The sequence below is a fragment of the Amycolatopsis sp. Hca4 genome (assembly GCF_013364075.1).
Classification (GTDB): domain Bacteria; phylum Actinomycetota; class Actinomycetes; order Mycobacteriales; family Pseudonocardiaceae; genus Amycolatopsis.
In genome coordinates, this window is the sequence record NZ_CP054925.1 from 9,204,340 (window position 1) to 9,226,985 (window position 22,646).

Below are 22,646 nucleotides of genomic sequence, written 5' to 3' on the forward strand. Positions count from 1 at the left end.
CCCCTCGCTGGATCGGTCGAGTCATCGACCTCACGTGCCGTCCCGCGGGAGGCTTCGGCACCCCGTCGGAACCGGCTGTGGGCTGAATCGTTCAAGTTGGGTTTGCGGGTTTATCGGCGGCCTCGGTGCGTTGCGTCGGACACCCGGCTTGATCAGCCGGAACCGGTCCCGGCGCGCGAACCTGCGGTGCCCGGTGGTCCGCCGTGGTCCACCCGGTCGGAACGCTCCGGAGCGGCTCGGCTTCTTAATCGATTCTTGACCCGTTCGACAAGTGGTGGAAGTCTCGTCAGGGCAGTCAGGGACGCGCATGCCCGCACGCTAGGGTGGCCGCGAGCCCGCAAGTCACGGCCGGAGTGCCGGCCGACCCTCAAAGGAGTGGCAGCAGTGACCGTTCGCGTAGGTGTCAACGGCTTCGGCCGCATCGGCCGCAACTTCTTCCGCGCCGTGCAGGCCAGCGGCCAGGACATCGAGGTCGTCGCCTTCAACGACCTCGGCGACGTCGCCACCATGGCCCACCTGCTGAAGTACGACTCCATCCTGGGCCGGTTCCCGGGTGAGGTCAGCGTCAGCGACGAGGGCATCGTCGTCGACGGCAAGACCATCAAGGCCCTCGCCGAGCGCGACCCGGCCAACCTGCCGTGGGGCGAGCTGAACGTCGACGTCGTCCTCGAGTCGACCGGCTTCTTCACCAACGCCGACGCCGCCAAGGCGCACATCGCCGGTGGGGCCAAGAAGGTCATCATCTCCGCGCCGGCCAAGGGCGAGGACCTGACCATCGTGCTCGGCGTCAACGACGACAAGTACGACGGCTCGCAGGTCATCATCTCGAACGCGTCCTGCACCACCAACTGCCTCGGCCCGCTGGCCAAGGTCCTCAACGACGCCTTCGGCATCGAGCAGGGCCTGATGACCACGGTCCACGCCTACACCCAGGACCAGAACCTGCAGGACGCCCCGCACAAGGACCTGCGCCGCGCCCGCGCCGCCGCCCTGAGCGTCGTCCCGACCTCGACCGGTGCCGCCAAGGCCATCGGCCTCGTCCTGCCGGAGCTGCAGGGCAAGCTCGACGGCTACGCGCTGCGCGTCCCGGTCCCGACCGGCTCGGCCACCGACCTCACCGTCACGCTGTCCAAGGCCGCCACGGTCGAGGAGATCAACGCCGCCTACAAGGCCGCCGCCGAGGGCCCGCTGGCCGGCATCCTGCGCTACAACGAGGACCCGATCGTCTCGGCCGACATCGTCACCGACCCGGCGTCCTGCATCTACGACGCGCCGCTGACCAAGGTCATCGGCAACCAGGTCAAGGTCGTCGGCTGGTACGACAACGAGTGGGGCTACTCCAACCGCCTCGCCGACCTGGTCAAGCTCGTCGGTTCGAAGCTGTCCTGAAGCAGATGAGCGTCAAGAACCTCGACGACCTCCTGGGCGAGGGCGTTCAGGGCCGGTACGTGCTGGTGCGTTCCGACCTGAACGTCCCGCTCGACGGGGACCGCATCACCGACGACGGCCGGGTCCGCGCGGCGCTGCCGACGATCAAGAAGCTCGCCGACGCGGGCGCGAAGGTCGTCGTCACCGCGCACCTGGGCCGCCCGAAGGGCGAGCCGGACCCGAAGTACACCCTCGCGCCCGTCGCGAAGCGGCTCTCCGAGCTGCTCGGCGCCGAGGTCGCGCTGGCCGGTGACCTGGTCGGCGAGTCCGCGAAGGCGCTGACCGGCGGCCTGGCCGACGGCGGCGTCGTCCTGCTGGAGAACGTGCGCTTCGACGCGCGCGAGACCAGCAAGGACGCCGCGGACCGCTCCGAGCTGGCCGCCGAGCTGGGCGCGCTCGTCCCGGGCGGCGCGTTCGTCTCCGACGGCTTCGGCGTCGTCCACCGCAAGCAGGCCTCGGTCTACGAGGTCGCGTCGGTGCTGCCGGCGTACGCGGGCGGCCTGGTGCTGGCCGAGCTGGACGTGCTGAAGAAGCTCACCGACGACGTCCGGCGGCCGTACGTGGTCGTGCTCGGCGGCGCGAAGGTGTCCGACAAGCTCGGCGTCATCGCGAACCTGCTGACGAAGGTCGACCGGCTGATCGTCGGCGGCGGCATGGCGTACACGTTCCTCAAGGCCCAGGGCCACGAGGTCGGCCAGTCGCTGCTGCAGGCCGACCAGCTGGAGCAGGTGTCAGGCTTCCTCGCCGAGGCCGAGAAGCGCGGCGTCGAACTGGTGCTGCCGGTGGACGTGCTGGCCGCGACGGAGTTCTCGGCCGACGCCGAGCACGAAGCCGTCGACGCCACCGCGATCCCGGCCGACCGCCAGGGCCTCGACATCGGCCCGCGCAGCCGCGAGCTGTTCGCGAGCAAGCTGGCCGACGCGCAGACGGTGTTCTGGAACGGCCCGATGGGCGTGTTCGAGTTCGAAGCGTTCTCCGGCGGCACCCGCGCGGTGGCCGAGGCGCTGGTGAAGAGCGACGCGTTCACCGTGGTCGGTGGCGGCGACTCGGCGGCCGCGGTGCGGCAGCTGGGCCTGCCCGAGGACGGCTTCTCGCACATCTCCACCGGCGGCGGTGCCTCGCTGGAGTACCTCGAGGGCAAGGAACTGCCGGGCGTCGTGGCTCTGGAGGGGTCGAACTAGTGGCACGCAAGCCGTTCATCGCCGGCAACTGGAAGATGAACCTGAACCACCTCGAGGCGATCGCGCTGGTGCAGAAGATCGCCTTCGCGCTGCCGGAGAAGTACTACGCGAAGGTCGACGTGGCGGTGCTGCCGCCGTTCACCGACATCCGCAGCGTGCAGACCCTGGTCGACGGCGACAAGCTGTCGCTCACCTACGGCGCGCAGGACCTCGCGCCGCAGGACTCGGGCGCGTACACCGGCGACATCTCGGGTCCGATGCTGGCCAAGCTGGGCTGCAAGTTCGTCACGGTCGGGCACTCGGAGCGGCGCGAATACCACGCCGAGTCCGACGAACTGGTCAACAAGAAGGTCAAGGCCGCGCTCAAGCACGGCATCACGCCGATCCTCTGCATCGGGGAGAAGCTCGAGGTCCGCGAGGCCGGCGAGCACCTCCACCACACCACGACGCAGCTGATCGAGGGCCTGAAGGGCCTCAAGGGCGAGCAGGCCAAGGACGTGGTGATCGCGTACGAGCCGGTCTGGGCGATCGGCACCGGCAAGGTCGCCTCGTCGGCGGACGCCGAAGAGGTCTGCAAGGCCATCCGCGCCACCCTCCAGGAGAAGTACGGCGACGAGGTCGCTTCGTCCGTCCGGGTGCTCTATGGGGGATCGGTGAAGTCGGGCAACATCAGCGAGCTGGTGGGCTGCGAGAACATCGACGGTGCCCTGGTCGGCGGAGCGAGCCTGGACGGTGAGGAGTTCACGAAACTCTGCGCACTCGCCGCGGGCGGGCCGCTGCCCTGATCGAGGCCACGACCGGGTAGCCTGTGTATCCGGTCCGTCACACAGCAGTGGACGAGTCCAGGGGTACGGTGGTGGTCGGAAACGACCATGCCGTACCCCTGCATTCTCCTAGAGCCCAGAGGATGACATGAAGCTGTTCCTGCAAATCCTGTTGATCGTCTCCAGCGTCCTGCTGGTGGTCGCCGTGCTGCTGCACCGCGGCCGGGGCGGTGGCCTGTCGTCGCTGTTCGGCGGCGGGATGCAGTCGAGCCTGGCCGGGTCGAGCGTGGCCGAGAAGAACCTCGACCGGATCACCCTGCTGCTGGGCGCGGTTTGGCTGATCAGCATCGTGGGCCTGGGTCTGCTGCTCAAGGTGTGAGGCGTCCGGCGCTCCGTCCGTCGGCCGCGACCGGGTCGAGACGGCGGGGCGCAGCGATTCGGCGTGCCTATTGGGGGGCGCGCCGCCGATTCCTAGGTGTGAGGATTCATGGTTGGCGGTAACGCGATTCGAGGCACCCGGGTGGGTGCCGGTCCTACGGGCGAATCGGAACGGGGTGAGTCGGCGCCGCGCCGCCGGATCTCCTACTGGTGTGCCAACGGGCACGAGGCCCGGCCGTCGTTCGCGCTCGACGCGGAGATCCCCGACGAGTGGGACTGCCCCCGCTGCGGGCTCCCGGGTGGGCAGGACGAGAAGAACCCGCCGGCCGCGCCCCGGACCGAGCCGTACAAGACCCACCTCGCGTACGTGAAGGAGCGGCGCAGCGACGCCGACGGCGAGGCCATCCTGGCGGAGGCGCTCGACCGCCTGCGCAAGCGCCGGGAAATCCTCTAAGGGGTTTCAGCCGATCGCCACCCCGGGCCCCCTCGGGGTGGCTTTTCGTGCGCTCACGCGTGTCCAGAGGGGAATCACGCGTGACTGCCGAGGCATCATGCGTGACTGGCCGGGCATCGCGCTGATGCCCCGCCGATCACGCGAGCTGCCCGCCGAAGCACACGCGATGCCCGCTCAATCACGCACCATTCCAGCCGAATCGCACGTGATGCCCGCTCAATCACGCATGATGCCCGCCGAATCACACGTGAGGCCCGCTCAGACACGCGTGATGCCTGCTCAATCACGCGCAAGACCATCTCGGCCACGCGAGAGGCCTTCCCGATCACGCGAGAGGACCGCCCGCACGGTGAGATGCCGGCCAGACTCGTGTGATGCCCGGCCAGGCCCGCGCGATGCCCGCCCGAACACGCGGAAGTTCTTTCCCGCCCGGCGTGATTGCCGGGCGGTTGCGCGGCAATTGCCTGAGCAGCCCCCGATTTCCACGCTACCGGCGAGGACCGACAATTCCGGGGCCGGAAGCCCCGCGAACGGAGAATTCCGGCCGTTTTTGTCCGAAATCCTCCGTTCGCGGCCCGAGACGGCCCGGAATCGTCGGTGCCCGCCGGTAAACTGGATACCGGGGGCCGGAGGTCAGCGGTCCAGCGGATACCGCGCCCGCACGCGGAAGCCGCCGTCCTCCGTTCCCGATGTCTCGAAGCTTCCGCCCAGCAGGCGGGCTCGCTCGGCCAGGCCCGTCAACCCGTGGCCGCCCGAAGGCAGGCCCTCCGTCGGGCGGCTTGCGCGCTCGTTGCGGACCTCGATCTTGAGCGCTCCGTGCTCACCCTGGATGCGGATCGTCGCCGTCGCGCCCGGGGCGTGCTTGTGGACGTTCGTCAGGCACTCCTGCACCGTCCGGTACGCCGCCGCCGAGACCTGGTTGGGCAGGGCCTCCGGGAGGTGCTCCACCGACAGGTGCACCGGCACCTCCGACGTGCGGATCAGCCGGTCGAGGTCGTTGATGCCGGGGCGCGGGCCGTCGTCGTCCGGGCCCGCGCGCAGCACGCTGAGCAGGGACCGCAGCTCCTCGAGGGTCCGCTTCGACAGCGTGCGGATGACCTGCGCGGTCTCCTGCGCGCGGTCGTCGGTCGTCTGGGCCTGGAGCGCGCCGGCCTGCATGGCGATCAGCGTGATCTGGTGGGAGACGACGTCGTGCATCTCGCGGGCCAGCCGGGCGCGCTCCTCGGCGCGGACGGCGTCGGCGTGGAAGCGGCGCTCGCGGTCGCGGCTCGTGGCCAGCTCGGCGAGCTTGTTCGAGACTTCCGTGCGGGCGCCGATGAGCAGGCCGATCGCGATCGGCATACCGGCGACCAGGACCCCGTAGATGCCGTCGAGGATGTGCTCGCGCCAGCTCAGCTCGGCGAAGTCCTCCAGCGGCCACTGTACGAACCGGCACATCCACACCAGCGCCGCGCCGACCCACGTCTGCCAGTGCAGCTGGCGGCGGGTGGCGAGCATGCCGAGGGTGATCATCGACGCGAGCTGCGCCCAGCCGGCCAGGAAGCCGGGGACCGCGACGAGCACGGCGAGGAACGGGAACTTCCGGCGGAACACCACCGCGAGGCAGGCCGCGCCGGAGAGCCAGATCGAATACGGCTGGGCCTTCTCGGGGATCACCAGCCAGACGTCGAGCACGGCCAGGATGACGGCGGCCGCCTCGATGGCGAACATGACGATGGCCGGGCGCGGTACCGAGCCGAACGCGCTCAGCCCCCGCTTCCGCACCCGCTCGGCGGCCGACGGCCCCGAGCTCGCGATCGAGATGCCTGGAATCGAGAGTCCCTCTGTACTCATCGCTGGCGACCCCATTCGTCTTGTGGACTTGTTGGTGAGAGGCGCTCAGGGCCCGATCGGGACGCGTGGCGGCAGACAAATGTGCGGATGCTAACGAGGTCGCGTACGGAGACGGTTAGTTTCACCCGCCGTCGATGCTCCGGCGTCCGGATTCCGTAATCGGCTGGGCCGTCCGGGGGATAGCCGCCCCACGGTGCTACCCAGGGTGGGAGCTCTGTCTCCCAGCGTGCACCTGGACGACCACATCGTGGGAATCATGTTACCCACGTGTGGTCGTCCGGCGGAAGTTCTCAGGCGGCCATCGAGCGGAGGTCGTCGCTCAGCAGGCCGTGCAGCCCGGACGCGCAGGCTTTCGCCGTCTCGATCGACCGCGGCAGCATGCCGGCTTCGTACCGCCGGACCGCTTCTTCGACGCTGTTCGCCGTGGCCAGCGCGGTCGCCAGTTCGGTGCCGTCGAGGAGGGCGAGGTTCGCGCCGACGCCGAGCGGTGGCATCAGGTGCGCGGCGTCGCCGAGGAGGGTGAGCCGGGGCGTGGTGGTCCAGGCGTGGGGGACCGGCAGGACGTGCAGCGGCCGGTGCGTGAACCCGCCGTCGTGCTCGCGCACGTACGCGAGCAGGTCGGGGTGCCAGCCGGCGTAGCGCTCGAGGAGGTGGTCGCGCACCGCGTCCGCGACGGCGAAGTCGAGGCCTGCGGCCCAGTCCTCGGGCGCGTAGAAGGTCGCGTAGCAGCGGATGTGGCCGGTGCTGGTGCGCTGGGCGAAGAGCGCCTTGCCGCCGGCCTTCGTCATCATCGACCCCCGGCCGGTCAGCGCGGCCAGTGCCGGGTGGCGGCGGTCGGCGTCGTCGAGGCCGAACTCGACGAAGGTGACGCCGCTGTACTCGGGGCGGACGTCGGTGAGGGCGCGCCGGACGCGGGACCACGCGCCGTCCGCGCCGACGATCAGGTCGAACTCCGCGGACGTGCCGTCGGCGAACGTGAGCCGGCCGGCCTCGGTGACGTCGGCGACCGGGCGTCCCCACTGGACGGTGCCGGGGGAGAGGACGTCCAGCAGGATGCCGCGGAGCTGGCCGCGGTCGATCTCGGGCCGGGAGTCGTCGCCTTCGGCGGGGAGTTCGTCCAGGACGGCTTCGGCGGTGTGCGGGTCGAGGCCGCGCATCTGCTGGCCCTCGGGGCGGGCCAGGGCGCGGAACCGGTCGTGCAGGCCCGCGGTGCGGAGGGCGACCTGGCCGGTGTCGGCGTGGATGTCGAGGGTGCCGCCCTGCGGCCGGGCGCCGGCCGCGGCTTCCTGCTCGAAGACGGTGACGTCGAGGCCGTGGAGCTGCAGGACGCGCGCACAGGCGAGCCCGCCGAGACCGGCGCCGGCGATCGCGATACGGGGAAAGGTCATGTCACTAAGAAAGCACAGTCACTCAGAAAGTGCAATGACTCAACTTTTGAAGTGAGTTAGACTTTGGTGCATGACGGAAGTGATCGGACGCCGCGAGCGCAAGAAGGCGCAGACCCGCAAAGCCCTCGCCGACGCCGCGCTCGAGCTGTTCCTCCAGCGCGGCTACGACCAGGTCGGGGTGAAGGAGATCGCGGACGCGGCGGATGTCTCGGTGACGACGCTGTTCAAGTACTTCCCGAGCAAGGAAGCCCTGGTGTTCGACCAGGACGAGGACGTCGAGGCGGCCCTGATCACGGCGGTCGTCGGGCGGCCGCCGGGGTTCTCGGTGGTCGACGCGCTGCGCGAGCACCTCCTGCGCTCGGTGAAGAAGGGCCCGAGCGACGAATTCCTGCACTTGATCGAGAGCGAGCCACCGCTGCGCGACTACGCGAGGCGGATGTGGATGCGCCACGAGAAGGCGCTGGCCAGGGCGATCGCGCAGGAGATGGGGGCGCCGGAGGACGACGTGGCGTGCGCGGCACTGGCCCGGTTCGCACTGGCGTCGCGCGAGCTGATCCTGGCCCACGAGCACCCCCGCAGGGCGGCGGAGGAGATCTTCGCCCGCCTGCAGCGAGGCTGGCGGACGGAGTAGCTCACCGCGGCGGGACCGGCTGCGAGGTGACCTGTGGGCCGGTGGCAAGGCGCCCGCTGCAGGATGCGCTCGTGCGGTGAGCGAGGTGGGTGGCTGCGCCGGTGAGGCGGCTGCGAGCCGACCCGTGGCCGGCGGCCGGTGGTGAGGCGCTTGCCGCGGCGTTGCCGGCGCCCGGCGACTTGGCAGGCTTCGGGCGGCGGCGGAGTGGTGGCTGCGAGCCTGACTTGTGGTCGTGGGGCGGCGAAGCAGCCAGTGGCAGCGCGATGCCCCCGCCCGGTGCCCTCACATCACCCAGCGGCGGAACCCGCCCTCGGCGTTGATCACCTGCCCGGTGATCCACCGGCTCTCCTCCGACGCCAGCCACCTCACCAAACGCGCCACCTCGCGCGGGCTGCACCACCGCCCCGCCGGCAGCGCACGTCCGACGCGTTCCGCGAGATCCGGCTCCGCCCACCCCGTGTCGACCGGCCCCGGGTTGAGCGCGTTCACCGTGATCCCCCGGTCCACCAGCGCGTCGGACAAGCTGAGCGTCATCTGGTGGACCGCACCCTTGCTGATCGCGTACGGCAGCTCGTCGCTCATCGGCGCCAGGTGCTGTCCGGAGGTGAACAGGATGACCCGCCCGCCCGGTCGCGTGTCGTCGTGGGCGGCGGCGTACGACTGGGTCAGCAGGACACTCGCGCGGGCGTTCACCGCCCACGTCAGGTCCAGCTCGGCCGCCGTGACCTCCGCCAACCCCTGGTTCGAACTCCGGGCGTGGTTGGCGACCACGACGTCGACCGCACCGAACGCCGCCACCGCGGCCGCCACCACCCGTGCGGGCGCTTCGGGGTCGGCGAAGTCGGCCGCGATGTGCTGGAGGCGGGGCCCGGCTCCTCCGAGCAGTTCCACGATTCCGGCGTCGCCCGCCGGATCGGTGCCCCACGGCTGCTCCGCGTCGTGCGGGGACCACGAATGCACCAGCACCGAAGCCCCCGCGGCCAGCAGCTCCTCGGCCACCGCGAAACCGATCCCCGCCCGGCGGCTGACGCCGGTCACCACCGCCACCCGGCCCGCCATCTCCACACCTCGACCCTAACCGGCGAAACGAGTGAAGGCCCCCTGCCGAGGCAGAGGGCCTTCACCGAGCCGACACGAAACTCACGCCGTCGGCGGCTGGTACACCTTCGTCAGCTTCCCCGCCGCGGCCCGGTCCAGCAGCCACAACGTCCGCCGGTGCCCGCGGGCCCCGGCCACCGGCAGCTGGACTTCCCCGGCTCCGGCCAACGCCAGCGCCACCGCGTCGGCCTTCGCCTCACCGGCCGTCATCAGCCACACGTCCCGCGCCCGCCGGATCGCCGGCAGCGTCAACGAAATCCGGGTCGGCGGCGGCTTGGGGCAGTTGCGCACCGCCACCACCGTCCGGTCCGTCTCGTACACCGCCGGGGACTCGGGGAAGACCGAGGCCGTGTGCCCTTCACCGCCGAGGCCCAGCAACATGATGTCGAACGACGGGACGTCACCGTGGTCTTCCGGCCCGGCCTGGGACGCCAGCACCGAGGCATAAGCCGCCGCCGCTGCGTCCACATCGGACCCGAACTCGCCGTCCGACGCGGCCATCGGGTGGACGCGCTTCGGGTCCAGCGGGACGTGGTCCAGCAGCGCCTCGCGGGCCTGCTTCTCGTTCCGCTCGTCCGAATCCGCCGGCACGAACCGCTCGTCGCCCCAGTAGACGTCCAGCCGGGACCAGTCGATCGCGTCACGGGCCGAGGAGGCGCGCAGCTCCGACAGCACCGCGATCCCGGTGCCGCCGCCGGTCAGCACGACCGAGGCCGAACCCTTGGCCGCCTGGACGTCCACCAGCCGGGTCACCAGGCGGGCCGCCGCCGCGGCCGCCAGGAGGTCCTGGTTCGCGTAGACGACGACTTCCGTCTTGCTCATTTGGCGGCACCCGAAGCAGCCGAGCCCGCCGCCGCGGCCGGGGACGTCACGTCCGCCTTCGGCGGCGTCCCCGGCTTGCCGTTCGAGCCCGACGTGATCTTGCCAAGGCCGTGCAGGGCCGCTTCGTAGACCTCGTCCGGGTCGAGCCGGCGCAGCTCCTCGACCAGGCAGTCCTGCGTGCTGCGCCGCTGCAGGGCGATCCGGCGGGTCGGCTGGCCCGGCTGGGTCAGCGTGCCCACCCGGCCGTCCGGGCGGTGCAGTTCCACCGGGCCCGACTTCCGGTCGAGCCGCACCGAGATGATCCCCGCCGCGCCCGAGCTCTTGACCCGCTTGACCGGCACCTTCAGGTACTCGGCCAGCCAGGCGGCCAGCAGCTCGGTCGACGGCGAGTCGGCCTCGCCGGTCACCGTCGCGCCGGTGATCTTCTCGTACGGCGGCAGGTCCAGGGCCGAGACGAGCTGGGCGCGCCAGTGCGTCAGGCGCGTCCAGGCCAGGTCGGTGTCACCTTCGGTGTACGCCTTCGCCCGCGTGGTCAGCGCCTTGACCGGGCTCTTCTCCGCGGCCGAGTCGGTGATCCGGCGCTGGGCCAGCTCGCCGAGCGGGTCCTTGTCCGGGTCCTTCGGGCCGGCACCGGGCCACCAGCACACGATCGGCGCGTCCGGCAGCAGCAGCGGCACCACGGCACTCTGCCCCTGGCCGGCCAGCGGGCCGTACAGGCGCAGCACGATGACCTCGCTCGCGCCGGCGTCGCCGCCGACCCGGATCTGGCCGTCGATGCGCGGGGCCGCCGTGCGGGCGCCCTTGGCCACCACGATCACCCGCGACGGGTGCTCGCGGCTCGCGCCGTTGGCCGCCTCGATGGCTTCCTCGAGCTTGGCGTCGTCGTCGGCCACGATCACCAGCGTCAGCACCCGCCCGAGCGCGACTTGCCCGCCCTGTTCGCGGATCTCCACCAGCTTCTTGTTGAGTGCCGAAGTCGTGGTGGACGGCAGGTCGATGATCACGGGCGCCTCCATTTCCGGCCGGTGCGCTCCAGCATTTCGTCGGCGGACCGCGGGCCCCAGGTACCCGGCGGGTACTGCTCCGGCGCGCCTTCCTTCGCCCAGTGCTCCAGGATCGGGTCGAGGATCTTCCAGGAGAGCTCGACCTCTTCGTTCACCGGGAACAGCGACGGCTCGCCGAGCAGGACGTCCAGGATCAGCCGCTCGTAGGCCTCCGGGGAGGACTCGGTGAACGCGTGCCCGTACCCGAAGTCCATCGTGACGTCGCGGACCTCCATCGTGGTCCCCGGCACCTTCGAGCCGAACCGCAGCGTGATGCCCTCGTCCGGCTGGACCCGGATGACCAGGGCGTTCTGGCCGAGCTCCTCGGTCGAGGTCGAGTCGAACGGCAGGTGCGGCGCCCGCTTGAACACCACGGCGATCTCGGTGACGCGGCGGCCGAGCCGCTTGCCGGTGCGCAGGTAGAACGGCACCCCGGCCCAGCGGCGGCTCTGCACTTCGAGGGTCACCGCGGCGTAGGTCTCGGTCTTCGAGTCCTTCGCGAAGCCCTCTTCCTGCAGCAGGCCGGGCACCTTCATGCCGCCCTGCCAGCCGCCCGCGTACTGACCGCGCGCGGTGGTCTTGTCGAACGGCTCGACCGGTTTGGTGCCCGAGAGCACCTTGATCTTCTCCGCGCGCAGGGCCCGCGGCTCGAACGACAGCGGCTCCTCCATCGCGGTGAAGGCGAGCAGTTGCAGCAGGTGGTTCTGGATGACGTCGCGGGCCGCGCCGATGCCGTCGTAGTACCCCGCGCGGCCGCCGAGGCCGATGTCCTCGGCCATGGTGATCTGCACGTGGTCGACGTAGTTGGCGTTCCAGATCGGCTCGAACAGCTGGTTGGCGAAGCGCAGCGCCAGGATGTTCTGCACCGTCTCCTTGCCGAGGTAGTGGTCGATGCGGAACACCGACTCCTCGGGGAAGACGTCGTTGACGATCGCGTTCAGCTCTTCGGCGCTCTTCAGGTCGTGCCCGAAGGGCTTCTCGATGACCACGCGCCGCCAGGTGTTCTCGTCGGCGTTCGCCAGCCCGGAGCGGGCCAGCTGCTTGGTCACCACCGGGAACGCGCCGGGCGGGATCGACAGGTAGAACGCGGTGTTGCCGCCGGTGCCGCGTTCGGCGTCGAGGTCGCGGATGGTCTTCGCGAGCCGGTCGAAGGCTTCGTCGTCGTCGAAGGTGCCCTGGACGAACCGGATGCCTTCGGCGAGCCGGTTCCACACCGACTCCTTGAACGGTGTCCGCGCGTGCTCCTTGACCGAGTCGTGCACGAGCTCGCCGAAGTCCTGGTGCTCCCAGTCGCGGCGGGCGAACCCGACGAGCGAGAAGCCCGCGGGCAGCAGCCCGCGGTTGGCCAGGTCGTAGATGGCGGGCATCAGCTTCTTGCGGGCCAGGTCACCGGTGACCCCGAAGATCACCAGGCTGGAGGGCCCGGCGATCCGCGGGAGCCGCTTGTCCCGCGGATCGCGCAGCGGGTTCTTCCACGTCATGCGGAAACCTCCTGTACCGCGCGGGCGACGGCCGCAAGGCCCGCGGCCCGGTCGGTCAGGTGCAGGCGCAGCACCGGGCGGCCGTGCTCGGCCAGCACCTGGCCGTCGCCGAGGGCCTGGGCGTGCTGCAGCTGCCCCAGCGTGTACGGCCGGTCCGGCACGTCGAGGTCCTGCTCGACGGCGCCGGTGAGCTGCAGGAACACGCCGTTCTGGTGCCCGCCCTTGTGGTACTGGCCGGTGGAGTGCAGGAACCGCGGGCCCCAGCCGAACGTCGTCTGCAGCCCGGTGCGCTTGGCGATTTCGCCGCGCAGCACCGCCGTCGACGCGTCTTCGAGCCGGTCGAGGTACGCCTGCACCGCGATGTAGCCCGCTTCCGGCGCCGAAGCGAAGAACGCGCGCAGCACGTCGGTCAGGCTGCCCTCGGTGGAGACCCCGTCGCTGCCGAAGATCTCGACCGGACCGTCCACGTTGGACGGCTCCTCGCCGCCCTTCAGCTTCTCCGGGTCGTCCAGCAGTGCGCGGGCCGCCTTCTTCGCGGCTTCCACGTCCGGCTGGTCGAACGGGTTGATCCCGAGCAGCCGGCCGGCCAGCGCGGTCGCGAACTCCCACAGCAGGAACTGCGCGCCGAGCGAGCCGGTGACGGAGATCTTCGCCGCACCCTGCGGGCCGCCGACCGCGGTGGGCGTGGCATCGGACTTCGCGTCCACGAAGCCGGGCGCCTCCGCGCCCTCGACCGCAACCGGCAGGAGACCGGTGCCCTGCTTGCCGGTGGATTCCGCGATGAGCTGCTCGGCCCAGTCCGGGAAGCCCTTGATGCCGGAACCGGTGTCGGCGAGGACGACCTTCTCGGCGCCGGCCTCGTGCGCGGCGGCCCAGGCGGCGGCCAGCTTGACCGCCGGGTTGTCCGCCGAGTCCGCGGCGAGCTGCTCGGCCACCGAAGCGGCCTGGTCGAGCAGCCGGGCGACGTCCGCACCGGCCAGGCCTGCCGGGACCAGCCCGAACGCGGTCAGCGCCGAGTAGCGGCCGCCGACGTGTGGGTCGGCGAGGAAGGTCTTGCGGTAACCCTCCTTTTCGGACAGTTCCTGGAACGGCGAGCCCGGGTCGGTGACGACCACGATCCGCCGGGCCGCGTCGATCCCCGCGTCGGCGAACGCTTTCGCGAAGATGCGCCGGTGGCTGTCGGTCTCGACGGTGCCGCCCGACTTCGACGACACCACGATCACCGTGCGCTCGAGGTCGCCGGCGAGCGCGTCGGCGACCTGGCCCGGGTCGGTGGTGTCGAGGACGGTCAGCGCGACGCCGTCGGTCGCGGTGATCACCTCCGGCGCCAGCGACGAGCCGCCCATGCCGGCCAGCACCACGCGGTCGACGCCCTCACCGCGCAGCTCGGTCCGCAGCTGCTCGATCTCGCCGATCAGCGGCCGCGACGACTTGTGCAGCGTCGTCCACGACAGCCGGATCGACGCCTCGGATTCGGCGTCCGGTCCCCAGAGCGTCGCGTCCTGCGCCGCCAGCTTCGAGGCGACCTGGTCCTTGACCAGCTGCTCGGCCAGCGGAGCGGCGCGCTCCGCCAGTGCGGCGTCCACGATCTCGACGCCGGTCGTTTCCCCTGTCGTCATGTCGTGCGTCAGCCCTTCGCCTGCTCGAGCTGCCCGTTGACGGTCTCCAGGAGCTCGGTCCACGACTTCTCGAACTTCTCGACGCCCTCGTTCTCCAGCACGAGGAACACGTCGCGGATGTCGATGCCGACGGCCTCGAGCTTGTCGAAGACCTCCTGCGCCTCGGCGGCGCGGCCGGTGACCTGGTCACCGGTGATCTCGGCGTGCTCGGCGACCGCGTCGAGGGTCTTCTCCGGCATCGTGTTGACGGTGTCCTTCACGACGAGCTGGTCGACGTAGAGGGTGGGGGAGTAGTCCGGGTTCTTCACGCCGGTCGAGGCCCAGAGCGGGCGCTGCGCGTTGGCGCCGTCGGCCGCGAGGGCCTTCCAGCGGTCGGTGCCGGACAGCTCCTGGAAGGCCGCGTAGGCGAGGCGGGCGTTGGCGACGGCGGCCTTGCCGCGCAGGGCCAGTGCCTCGTCGGTGCCGATGGCCTCCAGGCGCTTGTCGATCTCGGTGTCCACGCGCGAGACGAAGAACGACGCCACCGAGTGGATGCCGCGCAGGTCGTGGCCGTTGGCCTTCGCCTGCTCCAGGCCGGCGAAGTAGGCCTCGATGACCTTCTTGTACCGCTCGACGGAGAAGATCAGCGTGACGTTGACGCTGATGCCCTCGGCCAGTGTCTTCGTGATGGCGGGCAGGCCCTCTTCGGTGGCCGGGATCTTGATCAGCACGTTCGGCCGGTCCACGGTCTTCCACAGGTCCTGCGCCTCGACGACCGTCTTGTCGGAGTCCTTGGCCAGGCGCGGGTCGACCTCGATCGACACGCGGCCGTCGACCCCGCTCGTGGCGGTGTAGACGTCGCGGAACAGGTCCGCGGCGTTGCGCACGTCGGTCGTGGTCAGGTCGCGGATGGTCGCCTCGACGTCGGCGCCCTGGGCGGCGAGCTCCCGCGTCCGCTCGTCGTAGGCGTCGCCCTTCGACATCGCGTTGGCGAAGATCGTCGGGTTGGTCGTCACGCCGACGACGTGCTTGTCGCGGATCAGGGCGGCCAGGTTGCCGGTGTTCAGGCGTTCACGCGAAAGGTCGTCGAGCCAGATCGAGACACCGGCTTCGGACAACGCGGCGAGCTTGTCGTTGCTCATTACTGTCATCCCCTTCAGGAATTCTTGGTGTTCTGGATCGAGCGACGGGCGGCCTCGACGACTGCTTCCGCGGTGAACCCGAACTCACGGAACAGTGTGGCGGCATCGGCGGAGGCGCCGAAGTGCTCGATCGAAACGTTCACCCCGGCGTCACCGGTGAAGCGGTGCCACGACTGGGCGATGCCCGCCTCGACGGACACGCGGGCCTTCACACCGGCCGGGATGACGGATTCGCGGTAGGCCGCGTCCTGCGCGTCGAACCACTCGACGCACGGCATGGACACGACGCGCGCCTTGACGCCGTCGGCGTCCAGGGTCTTCTTGGCCTCGACCGCCAGCTGGACCTCGGAGCCGGTGGCGATGAGGATTACATCCGGGGTGCCGGCAGTGTCATCCACGTCAGCCAGGACGTATCCGCCCTTCGCCACGCCCTCGGCGCTGGTGCCCTCGAGCACCGGCACGTTCTGGCGGGTCAGCGCCAGGCCGGACGGGTGGTGGATGTCCTCCAGGACGGCCTTCCACGCGTACGCGGTCTCGTTGGCGTCCGCCGGGCGGACGACGTTGAGGCCCGGGATCGCGCGCAGCGCGGAGAGCTGCTCGATCGGCTGGTGCGTCGGCCCGTCCTCGCCGAGACCGATCGAGTCGTGCGTCCAGACGTAGGTGACCGGCGCCTTCATCAGCGCGGCCAGCCGGACCGGCGGGCGCATGTAGTCGGAGAAGATGAGGAACGTCGCGCCGTACGGGCGGGTGCCGCCGTGCAGCGCGATCCCGTTGAGGATCGAGCCCATGGCGTGCTCGCGGACGCCGAAGTGCAGCGTCCGGCCGTACGGGTTGGCCTGCCACATCTCGGTGGCGGCCTTCTCGGGACCGAACGAGTCGGCGCCCTTCATCGTCGTGTTGTTGCTCTCGGCCAGGTCGGCCGACCCGCCCCACAGCTCCGGCAGCGGCTCGGCGAGGGCGTTGAGCACCTCACCGGAGGCCTTGCGGGTCGCGATGCCCTTGGCGTCCGGCTCCCAGTGCGGCAGGTTGTCGGCGAAGCCCTCCGGCAGCGTGCGGGTGGCCAGCCGGTCGGCCAGCTTCTTGCGCTCCGGGTTGGCCTTGCCCCAGGCCTCGAACTTCTCCTGCCACTCGGCGTGGGCGGCCTTGCCGCGCTCGAGCGCCTGGCGGGTGTGCTTGAGCACGTCGTCCTCGACCACGAACGACTGGTTCGGGTCGAAGCCGAGGATCTCCTTGACCGCGGCGACCTCTTCGGCGCCCAGCGCGGCGCCGTGCGCCTTGCCGGTGCCCATCTTCTTCGGGGCCGGGTAGCCGATGACGGTCCGCAGCGCGATGAACGACGGCCGCTGCGTCTCGGCCTTGGCGGCCTTGATGGCCTCCTCGATCGCGACGACGTCCTCGCCGCCCTCGACGACCTGGGTGTGCCACCCGTAGGCCTCGTAGCGCTTCACGGTGTCCTCGGACAGCGCGATGTTGGTGTCGTCCTCGATCGAGATCTTGTTGTCGTCGTAGAAGACGATCAGGTTGCCCAGCTCCTGGCGGCCCGCGATGGACGAGGCCTCGGAGGTGACGCCCTCTTCGATGTCGCCGTCGGAGGCGATCACGTAGATGTGGTGGTCGAAGATGCTCTCGCCGGGCGCGGCGTCCGGGTCGAGCAGGCCGCGCTCGCGGCGGGCGGCCATCGCCATGCCCACGGCGTTGGCCAGGCCCTGGCCCAGCGGGCCGGTGGTGGTCTCGACGCCGTCGGTGTGGCGGTACTCCGGGTGACCCGGGGTCTTCGAGCCCCACTTGCGCAGCTGCTTGAGGTCCTCGAGCTCGAGGCCATAGCCGGCGAGGAACAGCTGGATGTAGAGCGTGAGGCTCGAGTGGCCGGCCGACAGGATGAAGCGGTCGCGCCCGGGCCAGTGCTGGTCGTTCGGGTCGTGGCGCAGCGTGCGCTGGAACAGCGTGTAGGCCAGCGGCGCCAGGCTCATCGCGGTGCCGGGGTGTCCGCTGCCACAGTTTTCCACCGCGTCGGCGGCGAGCACCCGGACGGTGTCCACGGCGCGGGTGTCGGTGTCGGTCCAGTCGGCGGGCGTGTTGCGCCGGAGGAGTGGGTTGTTCTCGCTGGTAGTGGCGGTTTCGGACACTGAACTCCAACTCCCGGTCATGATGGTTGCGGCTGGTCTTCCTCGTTCCGGTTACCCGTGCGCGCGGCTACCTATCTCAATCGATCCCGAAGGGACGATATTCCTGCTCGCGGCCATGCGCAGGGGCAATCGCGGCCCGTCGCGGCCAGCCTAGTGCTTCGGCCGGTCGAGGACCCGCGATCACCCACGGGATTCACCACGTCTAACATCGTTCGAGGGTTCAGTAGGGCTGGTTCTTCGGCTACCCGGACTGGTCCCGCCCGAACCTGACGCAGGGAGTGAAATGTCGCCGGTGAACGCTGCGCACGGACGCAGTGAAGACACCAGCGCCGTGCACCCGACCGGTGAGCGACCGCACGGTGACCGGCGAAGCCTCCGCCGGGTCGTCGGCGCCTACGCGGCGCTCGCGAAGCCCCGGGTCATCGAGCTCCTCCTGGTGACCACCATCCCGGCGATGTTCCTCGCCGGCCGTCAGATCCCCTCGCCGTGGCTGGTGCTGGCCACGCTGGTGGGCGGGACGATGGCCGCCGGCAGCGCGAACGCGCTCAACTGCGTGATCGACGCGGACATCGACAAGGTGATGAACCGCACGAAGCGCCGCCCGCTGGTCAAGGACTCGGTGCCCCGCCGCGGCGCGCTGGTCTTCGGCCTGGTGCTGGGGGTCGCCTCGTTCGTCGTGCTCTACTTCACGGTGAACCTGCTCTCGGCCCTGCTGGCCGTGGCGACGATCCTGTTCTACATCTTCGTCTACACGCTCGGCCTCAAGCGGCGCACGTCGCAGAACGTGGTCTGGGGCGGCGCGGCGGGCTGCATGCCGGTGGTCATCGGCTGGGCGGCCGTCACCGGCACCGTGCAGTGGCCGGCGTTCGTGATGTTCGGCGTGATCTTCTTCTGGACGCCCCCGCACACGTGGGCGCTGGGCATGAAGTACCGCGAGGACTACGAGCGGGCCGGCGTCCCGATGCTGCCGGTGGTCGCCACCGCCCAGCACGTCGCCCGCCAGATCGTCATCTACTCGTGGGTGATGGTGGCCTGGACGCTGCTGCTGCTCCCGGTGACGTCGTGGCTGTACGGCACGTTCGCGATCCTCGCGGGCGGCTGGTTCCTCTTCTACGCACACAGCCTGCAGGCGGCGGTGCGGCGCGGCGAGGAGACCAAGCCGATGGCCCTGTTCCACCGGTCGAACACGTACCTGATGATCGTGTTCGTGGCCTTGGCCGTCGACTCGGCGATCGGCCTGCCGACCCTCGGCCTGCCGTTCTGAGCCCGGCGGGCTTCTTCGCCGACGTCATCGAGTCCGGCACCGTGCTGGGTGCCGACCCCACCTGGTCACCCGAGCAGGTGGTGGAACTGCTCGGCGACGACTACGGCGACAACCGGTCGAAGCACTTCCTGGCGCGCGACCACGGCTTGGTCGAGTTCTTCTGGGAGCGGACCGAGGGGCGCTGGGCGGGGACCCACTTCTCGGTGCAGGCCCACCGCCTTCGGTACGCCGAGCCCGGGCTGGTCAACCGGCTGATCCGCGAGCGCTACGGCGACTTTCCCGGCCTGGTGACGTTCGCCGAGGTCAGCGGGCTCCTCGCCGACCGGGGTGTGCCACTGCGCGAGGTGCCCTACCCGGCGGAAGCCGGCGAGCTGCGCGCGTACTGGCAGCCGGACGCGCACATCGTGATCTCCGTCGTCGAGGGCTCGTACTACGGCCGGCCCGGCGACCTCCACCGCGTCGCGAGTTCGAAAACCGCAATCCCGTGAGAAACCGGCTGCTCGGGAAAGTCGGAGTCGGGGCCACCGCGGTCGTCGTCCTGGGCCTGCTGGTCCTCCTCGGCCGCGGGAACCTCCCGGCACTGGACGAGTCCCTGCTCACCGGCGGATGCACCATCCCGAAGCGGATCACCGCCGTCCCCGGGCCCGCCCCCGACGGCGGTGCCGTCCGCGTCGCCGAGCAGGGCCCGGGTGCCGCGGTGCTGGAGAACACCAGCACCCTCGCCGCCTACCGGATCACGGTGACGTCCGGCTCCCGGACCGTCGAGGTCCCCGTCCTCCTGCCCGGCGGGCGGAGCGGTGTCGCGCTCGACCACCCCGCGGTCGGTCCGGTGATCTGGATCGCACCCGAGGCGCTCGGCGGTTTCACCCCGGTGACCGCCGACGTCGTCCCCGGCGGGGTCCGCTACCGCTCCGGCAACTGCCGTCCGCTGACCAGCCGCGGCGCCGCGGTGCTGTTCCGCGCCTCGGACGGGCGACTCACCGGGGGCGAGCAGCTGCCGGCGGCGAGCGTGTCGTGCGCGCCGGGGGAGCGGGTGCTGCCCGGGGCCGCCGCGGGTGCCGAGGTCTTCCCCTACTGCGACCTGCGGACGGAATGATCGCGCGCCGGGCGCCGTTACACTTCGTTGGCTCTTTTCCTTGAGGCGAAAGCAGGATCCTTGTCTTCGGACGACTTTTCCGCCGAGCTCGCCCGCGAGCAGGCGTACGTCACCACCCTCTACGCGAAGCTCGACGCCGAGCGCCTCGACGCCCAGCGCCGCCTCGACGAGACGCTGCGGCAGACCGGCGGCACCCCGCAGGCCCGCACCGAGCGGGACGTCGCCACCACCCTCTACACCGACCGGCTGGCCCAGCTCGGCTCGGTCGAGCAGGGCCTCGCCTTCGGGCGGCTCGACTTCCTCCCCGAGAGCGCCGAGGAGACCACCTACATCGGCAGGCTCGGGCTGTTCGACGAAGACGACGACTACCGGCCGCTGCTGGTCGACTGGCGGGCGCCGGTCGCGCGGCCGTTCTACCTGGCCACCGCCGCGTCACCCGAAGGGGTGCGGCGGCGACGGCACCTGCGGTCGCTGAGCCGCAAGGTCACCGGGTTCGACGACGAAATCCTCGACCTCACCGCCGCCGACCAGGGCCAGGACCTCGGCCTGGCCGGCGAAGCCGCGCTGCTGGCCGCGCTGGAGCAGCGGCGCACCGGCGAGATGAGCGACATCGTCGCGACCATCCAGGCCGAGCAGGACCGCATCATCCGCGCCCCGCTCGGCGGCGTCATGGTCGTGCAGGGCGGCCCCGGCACGGGCAAGACCGCCGTGGCGCTGCACCGCGCGGCCTACCTGCTCTACACGCACCGCCAGCAGCTCACCACCCGCGGCGTGCTCGTCGTCGGCCCGAACAGCACGTTCCTGCGCTACATCGGCCAGGTGCTGCCGTCGCTGGGCGAGACCGGCGTGCTGCTCGCCACCATCGGCCGGCTCTACCCCGGCCTGGACGCCGACGGCACGGAACCCCGCGCGACCACCGAGGTCAAGGGCCGGCTGGTGATGGCGGAGGTGCTGGCCAACGCCGTCCGCGACCGCCAGCGCGTGCCCGAGCCGGTGCTGGAGATCGAGTACGAGCACGACGTCCTGCGGCTGGACCGCAAGACGTGCACCGACGCCCGCACCCGCGCCCGCCGGTCGCGGCGCCCGCACAACCCGGCGCGGCGCCTGTTCGTCTCCGACGTGCTCGACGCGCTGACCCGCCAGGCCGCCCGCAAGCTGGGGGAGGACCTGCTGGACGGGCAGGACCTGGCCGACATCCGCGCCGAGCTGGCCGCCGACGACCAGGTCGCCGCCGCGCTGGATTCCCTGTGGCCCGTGCTGAGCCCGGAAGGCGTGCTGGACGACCTGTTCGCCGACCGCGAACGGCTCGACAGCGCCGCCCGCAAGCTCCTTTCGCCCGAAGAGCGCGCCCTCCTGGAGAGCGGCCGGGACGCCCGCTGGACCCCGGCCGACGTGCCGCTGCTCGACGAGCTGGCGGAGCTGATCGGCGTCGACGACACCGAGGCCCGCGTCGAGCGCAAACGCCGTGAGCGCGAGGAACGCGCGTACGCCGAGGGCGTGCTCGACATCCTCGAGCAGGACGAAGAGATCATCGACGAGGAACTGCTGCGCGTCTCCGACGTCCTCGACGCCGAGCTGTTCGCCGAACGCCAGCAGGAGCGCAGCGAGCTGACCGCCGCCCAGCGGGCCGCGCAGGACCGGACCTGGACGTTCGGGCACGTGATCGTCGACGAGGCCCAGGAGCTCTCGGCCATGGACTGGCGGCTGCTGATGCGGCGCACGCCGAACCGGTCGATGACGCTGGTCGGGGACGTCGCCCAGACCGGCGCGGCGGGCGGGGCGCGGTCGTGGGGCGAGGTGCTCTCGCCGTACGTCGAGGACCGCTGGCGGCTGGAGCAGCTGACCGTGAACTACCGCACGCCTGCCGAGATCATGGCGGCCGCGGCGCGGGTGCTCGCCGAGGTGTCGCCGGAGCTGTCGGCGCCGTCGTCGGTGCGGGAGACCGGGGTGCCGCCGTGGTCGGTGCGCCCGGTGTCCCTCGAGGCGGAGCTGCCCGGCCTGGTGACCCGCGAGCTGTCCGAAGTGGACGGCGGCACGGTGGCGGTGCTGGTGCCCGCCGGCCGGTTCGCCGAGGTGTCGGCGCTGCTCGGCTCGCACGACGAACGGCTGAGCGTGCTGACGGTCGAGCGGTCGAAGGGCCTGGAGTTCGACTCGGTGGTGCTGGTCGCGCCGGACGAGGTCGTCGCGGGCTCGCCGCGGGGGCTCAACGACCTGTACGTGGCCCTGACGCGGGCGACCCGGCGGCTCGGCGTGGTCCGGACCGGTGACGAGGTGCCGGCACTCTCCGTGCTTGGCTAGGGTGCCCGGCATGCAGAACATCGGGAAGATCGTGGTCGTCGCCGCGGCGGCGCTGTCGCTGGCCGCGTGCGGACAGCAGGACAAGACCCAGACGGCCGCCCCGGCGGGACCGCAGGTCCCGTCGTCGACCGCCGCTCAGGCGCCCCAGAGCAAGGGCCGCGAGTGCACCGCGGACGACGTCAAGACGACGGGCAAGTTCGGCGAGGTGCCGACGATCACCATCCCGGACGACTGCGACCCGCCGAAGAAGCTGATCACGAAGGACCTGTCCGATGGCACCGGCGAGCCGGCCAAGGCCGGGCAGAAGCTCAGCATGAACTACCTGCTGGTGACCTGGTCGGACAAGCAGAAGCTGGACAGCTCCTTCGACCGCGGCAAGACGTTCGACCTGAACCTGGGCGCGGGCGAGGTCATCCCGGGCTGGGACCAGGGCCTGACGGGCATCAAGCAGGGCGGCCGCCGGCTGCTGATCATCCCGCCGGACCTCGCCTACCGCGAGGGCGGCAACGGCATCAAGCCGAACGAGACGCTGGTGTTCGTCACCGACGCGGTGGCGGTCGGCGCGGCCTGACGAGCGCGGAAGGAGGCCGCCCGGAGATGCTCCGGGCGGCCTTCGCGCGT

20 protein-coding genes are annotated in these 22,646 nt (G+C 71.0%); 11 read left to right on the forward strand and 9 right to left on the reverse strand.

Annotated elements, in window-relative coordinates:
* Positions 1-384 precede the first annotated feature (384 nt).
* From gap to HUT10_RS41980, 5 genes are all read left to right on the forward strand, one after another.
* Positions 385-1,389 carry a type I glyceraldehyde-3-phosphate dehydrogenase gene (gene gap / locus HUT10_RS41960; protein WP_176176271.1) on the forward strand — a complete coding sequence of 335 codons (1,005 nt, stop codon included), beginning with the start codon at positions 385-387 and terminating at the stop codon, positions 1,387-1,389.
* A 5-nt stretch (positions 1,390-1,394) separates the two neighbouring features.
* Positions 1,395-2,609, forward strand: a complete 1,215-nt coding sequence (gene pgk / locus HUT10_RS41965) for a phosphoglycerate kinase (protein WP_176176272.1) — start codon at positions 1,395-1,397, stop codon at positions 2,607-2,609.
* A complete protein-coding gene (gene tpiA / locus HUT10_RS41970) occupies positions 2,609-3,394 on the forward strand; it encodes a triose-phosphate isomerase (RefSeq protein ID WP_176176273.1) in 786 nt (261 codons plus the stop codon). The genes pgk and tpiA overlap by 1 nt, the downstream gene beginning before the upstream one ends.
* Before the next feature lie 127 nt (positions 3,395-3,521).
* The gene (secG, locus tag HUT10_RS41975) at positions 3,522-3,752 is read left to right on the forward strand and encodes a preprotein translocase subunit SecG (protein WP_003071471.1); all 231 of its coding nucleotides are present in this window, start codon (positions 3,522-3,524) and stop codon (positions 3,750-3,752) included.
* Between the two features lie 108 nt (positions 3,753-3,860).
* Positions 3,861-4,205: an RNA polymerase-binding protein RbpA gene (locus tag HUT10_RS41980; protein WP_043788280.1), complete on the forward strand. Its 345-nt coding sequence runs from the start codon at positions 3,861-3,863 to the stop codon at positions 4,203-4,205.
* Positions 4,206-4,838: 633 nt separating this feature from the next.
* Here the strand turns inward: HUT10_RS41980 and HUT10_RS41985 are convergent.
* Positions 4,839-6,038: a sensor histidine kinase gene (locus HUT10_RS41985; RefSeq protein ID WP_176176274.1), complete on the reverse strand. Its 1,200-nt coding sequence runs from the start codon at positions 6,036-6,038 to the stop codon at positions 4,839-4,841.
* A 290-nt stretch (positions 6,039-6,328) separates the two neighbouring features.
* Entirely contained in the window at positions 6,329-7,426 is a 1,098-nt protein-coding gene (locus HUT10_RS41990; protein ID WP_176176275.1) for an NAD(P)/FAD-dependent oxidoreductase, read from the reverse strand.
* 70 nt (positions 7,427-7,496) lie between these two features.
* On the opposite strand from HUT10_RS41990, the gene HUT10_RS41995 reads away from it, so the two are divergent.
* Positions 7,497-8,057, forward strand: coding sequence for a TetR/AcrR family transcriptional regulator (locus tag HUT10_RS41995; protein ID WP_176176276.1), 561 nt, complete (start codon positions 7,497-7,499; stop codon positions 8,055-8,057).
* Positions 8,058-8,339: 282 nt separating this feature from the next.
* Here HUT10_RS41995 and HUT10_RS42000 read toward each other — a convergent pair whose 3' ends face one another.
* The 7 genes from HUT10_RS42000 to tkt form a co-directional block, all read right to left on the reverse strand.
* Positions 8,340-9,116, reverse strand: a complete 777-nt coding sequence (locus tag HUT10_RS42000) for an SDR family oxidoreductase (RefSeq protein ID WP_176176277.1) — start codon at positions 9,114-9,116, stop codon at positions 8,340-8,342.
* 81 nt (positions 9,117-9,197) lie between these two features.
* Positions 9,198-9,977, reverse strand: coding sequence for a 6-phosphogluconolactonase (gene pgl / locus HUT10_RS42005; RefSeq protein WP_176176278.1), 780 nt, complete (start codon positions 9,975-9,977; stop codon positions 9,198-9,200).
* Positions 9,974-10,981, reverse strand: a complete 1,008-nt coding sequence (gene opcA / locus HUT10_RS42010) for a glucose-6-phosphate dehydrogenase assembly protein OpcA (protein ID WP_176176279.1) — start codon at positions 10,979-10,981, stop codon at positions 9,974-9,976. Before opcA ends, pgl begins: the two co-directional genes overlap by 4 nt.
* Positions 10,978-12,501, reverse strand: a complete 1,524-nt coding sequence (gene zwf, locus HUT10_RS42015; protein WP_176176280.1) for a glucose-6-phosphate dehydrogenase — start codon at positions 12,499-12,501, stop codon at positions 10,978-10,980. The genes opcA and zwf overlap by 4 nt, the downstream gene beginning before the upstream one ends.
* Entirely contained in the window at positions 12,498-14,120 is a 1,623-nt protein-coding gene (locus HUT10_RS42020; protein ID WP_176176281.1) for a glucose-6-phosphate isomerase, read from the reverse strand. The genes zwf and HUT10_RS42020 overlap by 4 nt, the downstream gene beginning before the upstream one ends.
* An 8-nt stretch (positions 14,121-14,128) precedes the next feature.
* On the reverse strand, positions 14,129-15,241 hold the full coding sequence (gene tal, locus HUT10_RS42025; RefSeq protein WP_176176282.1) for a transaldolase: 1,113 nt from the start codon (positions 15,239-15,241) through the stop codon (positions 14,129-14,131).
* Between the two features lie 14 nt (positions 15,242-15,255).
* The gene (gene tkt / locus HUT10_RS42030) at positions 15,256-17,367 is read right to left on the reverse strand and encodes a transketolase (protein ID WP_176176283.1); all 2,112 of its coding nucleotides are present in this window, start codon (positions 17,365-17,367) and stop codon (positions 15,256-15,258) included.
* 283 nt (positions 17,368-17,650) lie between these two features.
* Here tkt and HUT10_RS42035 point away from each other — a divergent pair, with 283 nt between their 5' ends.
* The 5 genes from HUT10_RS42035 to HUT10_RS42055 are packed head-to-tail and all read left to right on the forward strand — an operon-like array spanning position 17,651 to position 22,596.
* Complete coding sequence (locus tag HUT10_RS42035) at positions 17,651-18,631, forward strand: heme o synthase (protein WP_176176284.1); 981 nt, start codon at positions 17,651-17,653, stop codon at positions 18,629-18,631.
* 41 nt (positions 18,632-18,672) lie between these two features.
* Positions 18,673-19,119, forward strand: coding sequence for a hypothetical protein (locus tag HUT10_RS42040; RefSeq protein WP_176176285.1), 447 nt, complete (start codon positions 18,673-18,675; stop codon positions 19,117-19,119).
* Positions 19,116-19,727 (forward strand): hypothetical protein, encoded by a 612-nt coding sequence (locus tag HUT10_RS42045; RefSeq protein WP_254897257.1) that lies wholly within the window; start codon positions 19,116-19,118, stop codon positions 19,725-19,727. The genes HUT10_RS42040 and HUT10_RS42045 overlap by 4 nt, the downstream gene beginning before the upstream one ends.
* A gap of 60 nt (positions 19,728-19,787) precedes the next feature.
* Positions 19,788-22,025 carry an AAA family ATPase gene (locus HUT10_RS42050; RefSeq protein ID WP_176176286.1) on the forward strand — a complete coding sequence of 746 codons (2,238 nt, stop codon included), beginning with the start codon at positions 19,788-19,790 and terminating at the stop codon, positions 22,023-22,025.
* Between the two features lie 10 nt (positions 22,026-22,035).
* Positions 22,036-22,596, forward strand: a complete 561-nt coding sequence (locus HUT10_RS42055; RefSeq protein WP_176176287.1) for an FKBP-type peptidyl-prolyl cis-trans isomerase — start codon at positions 22,036-22,038, stop codon at positions 22,594-22,596.
* The last annotated feature ends 50 nt before the right edge of the window (positions 22,597-22,646 follow it).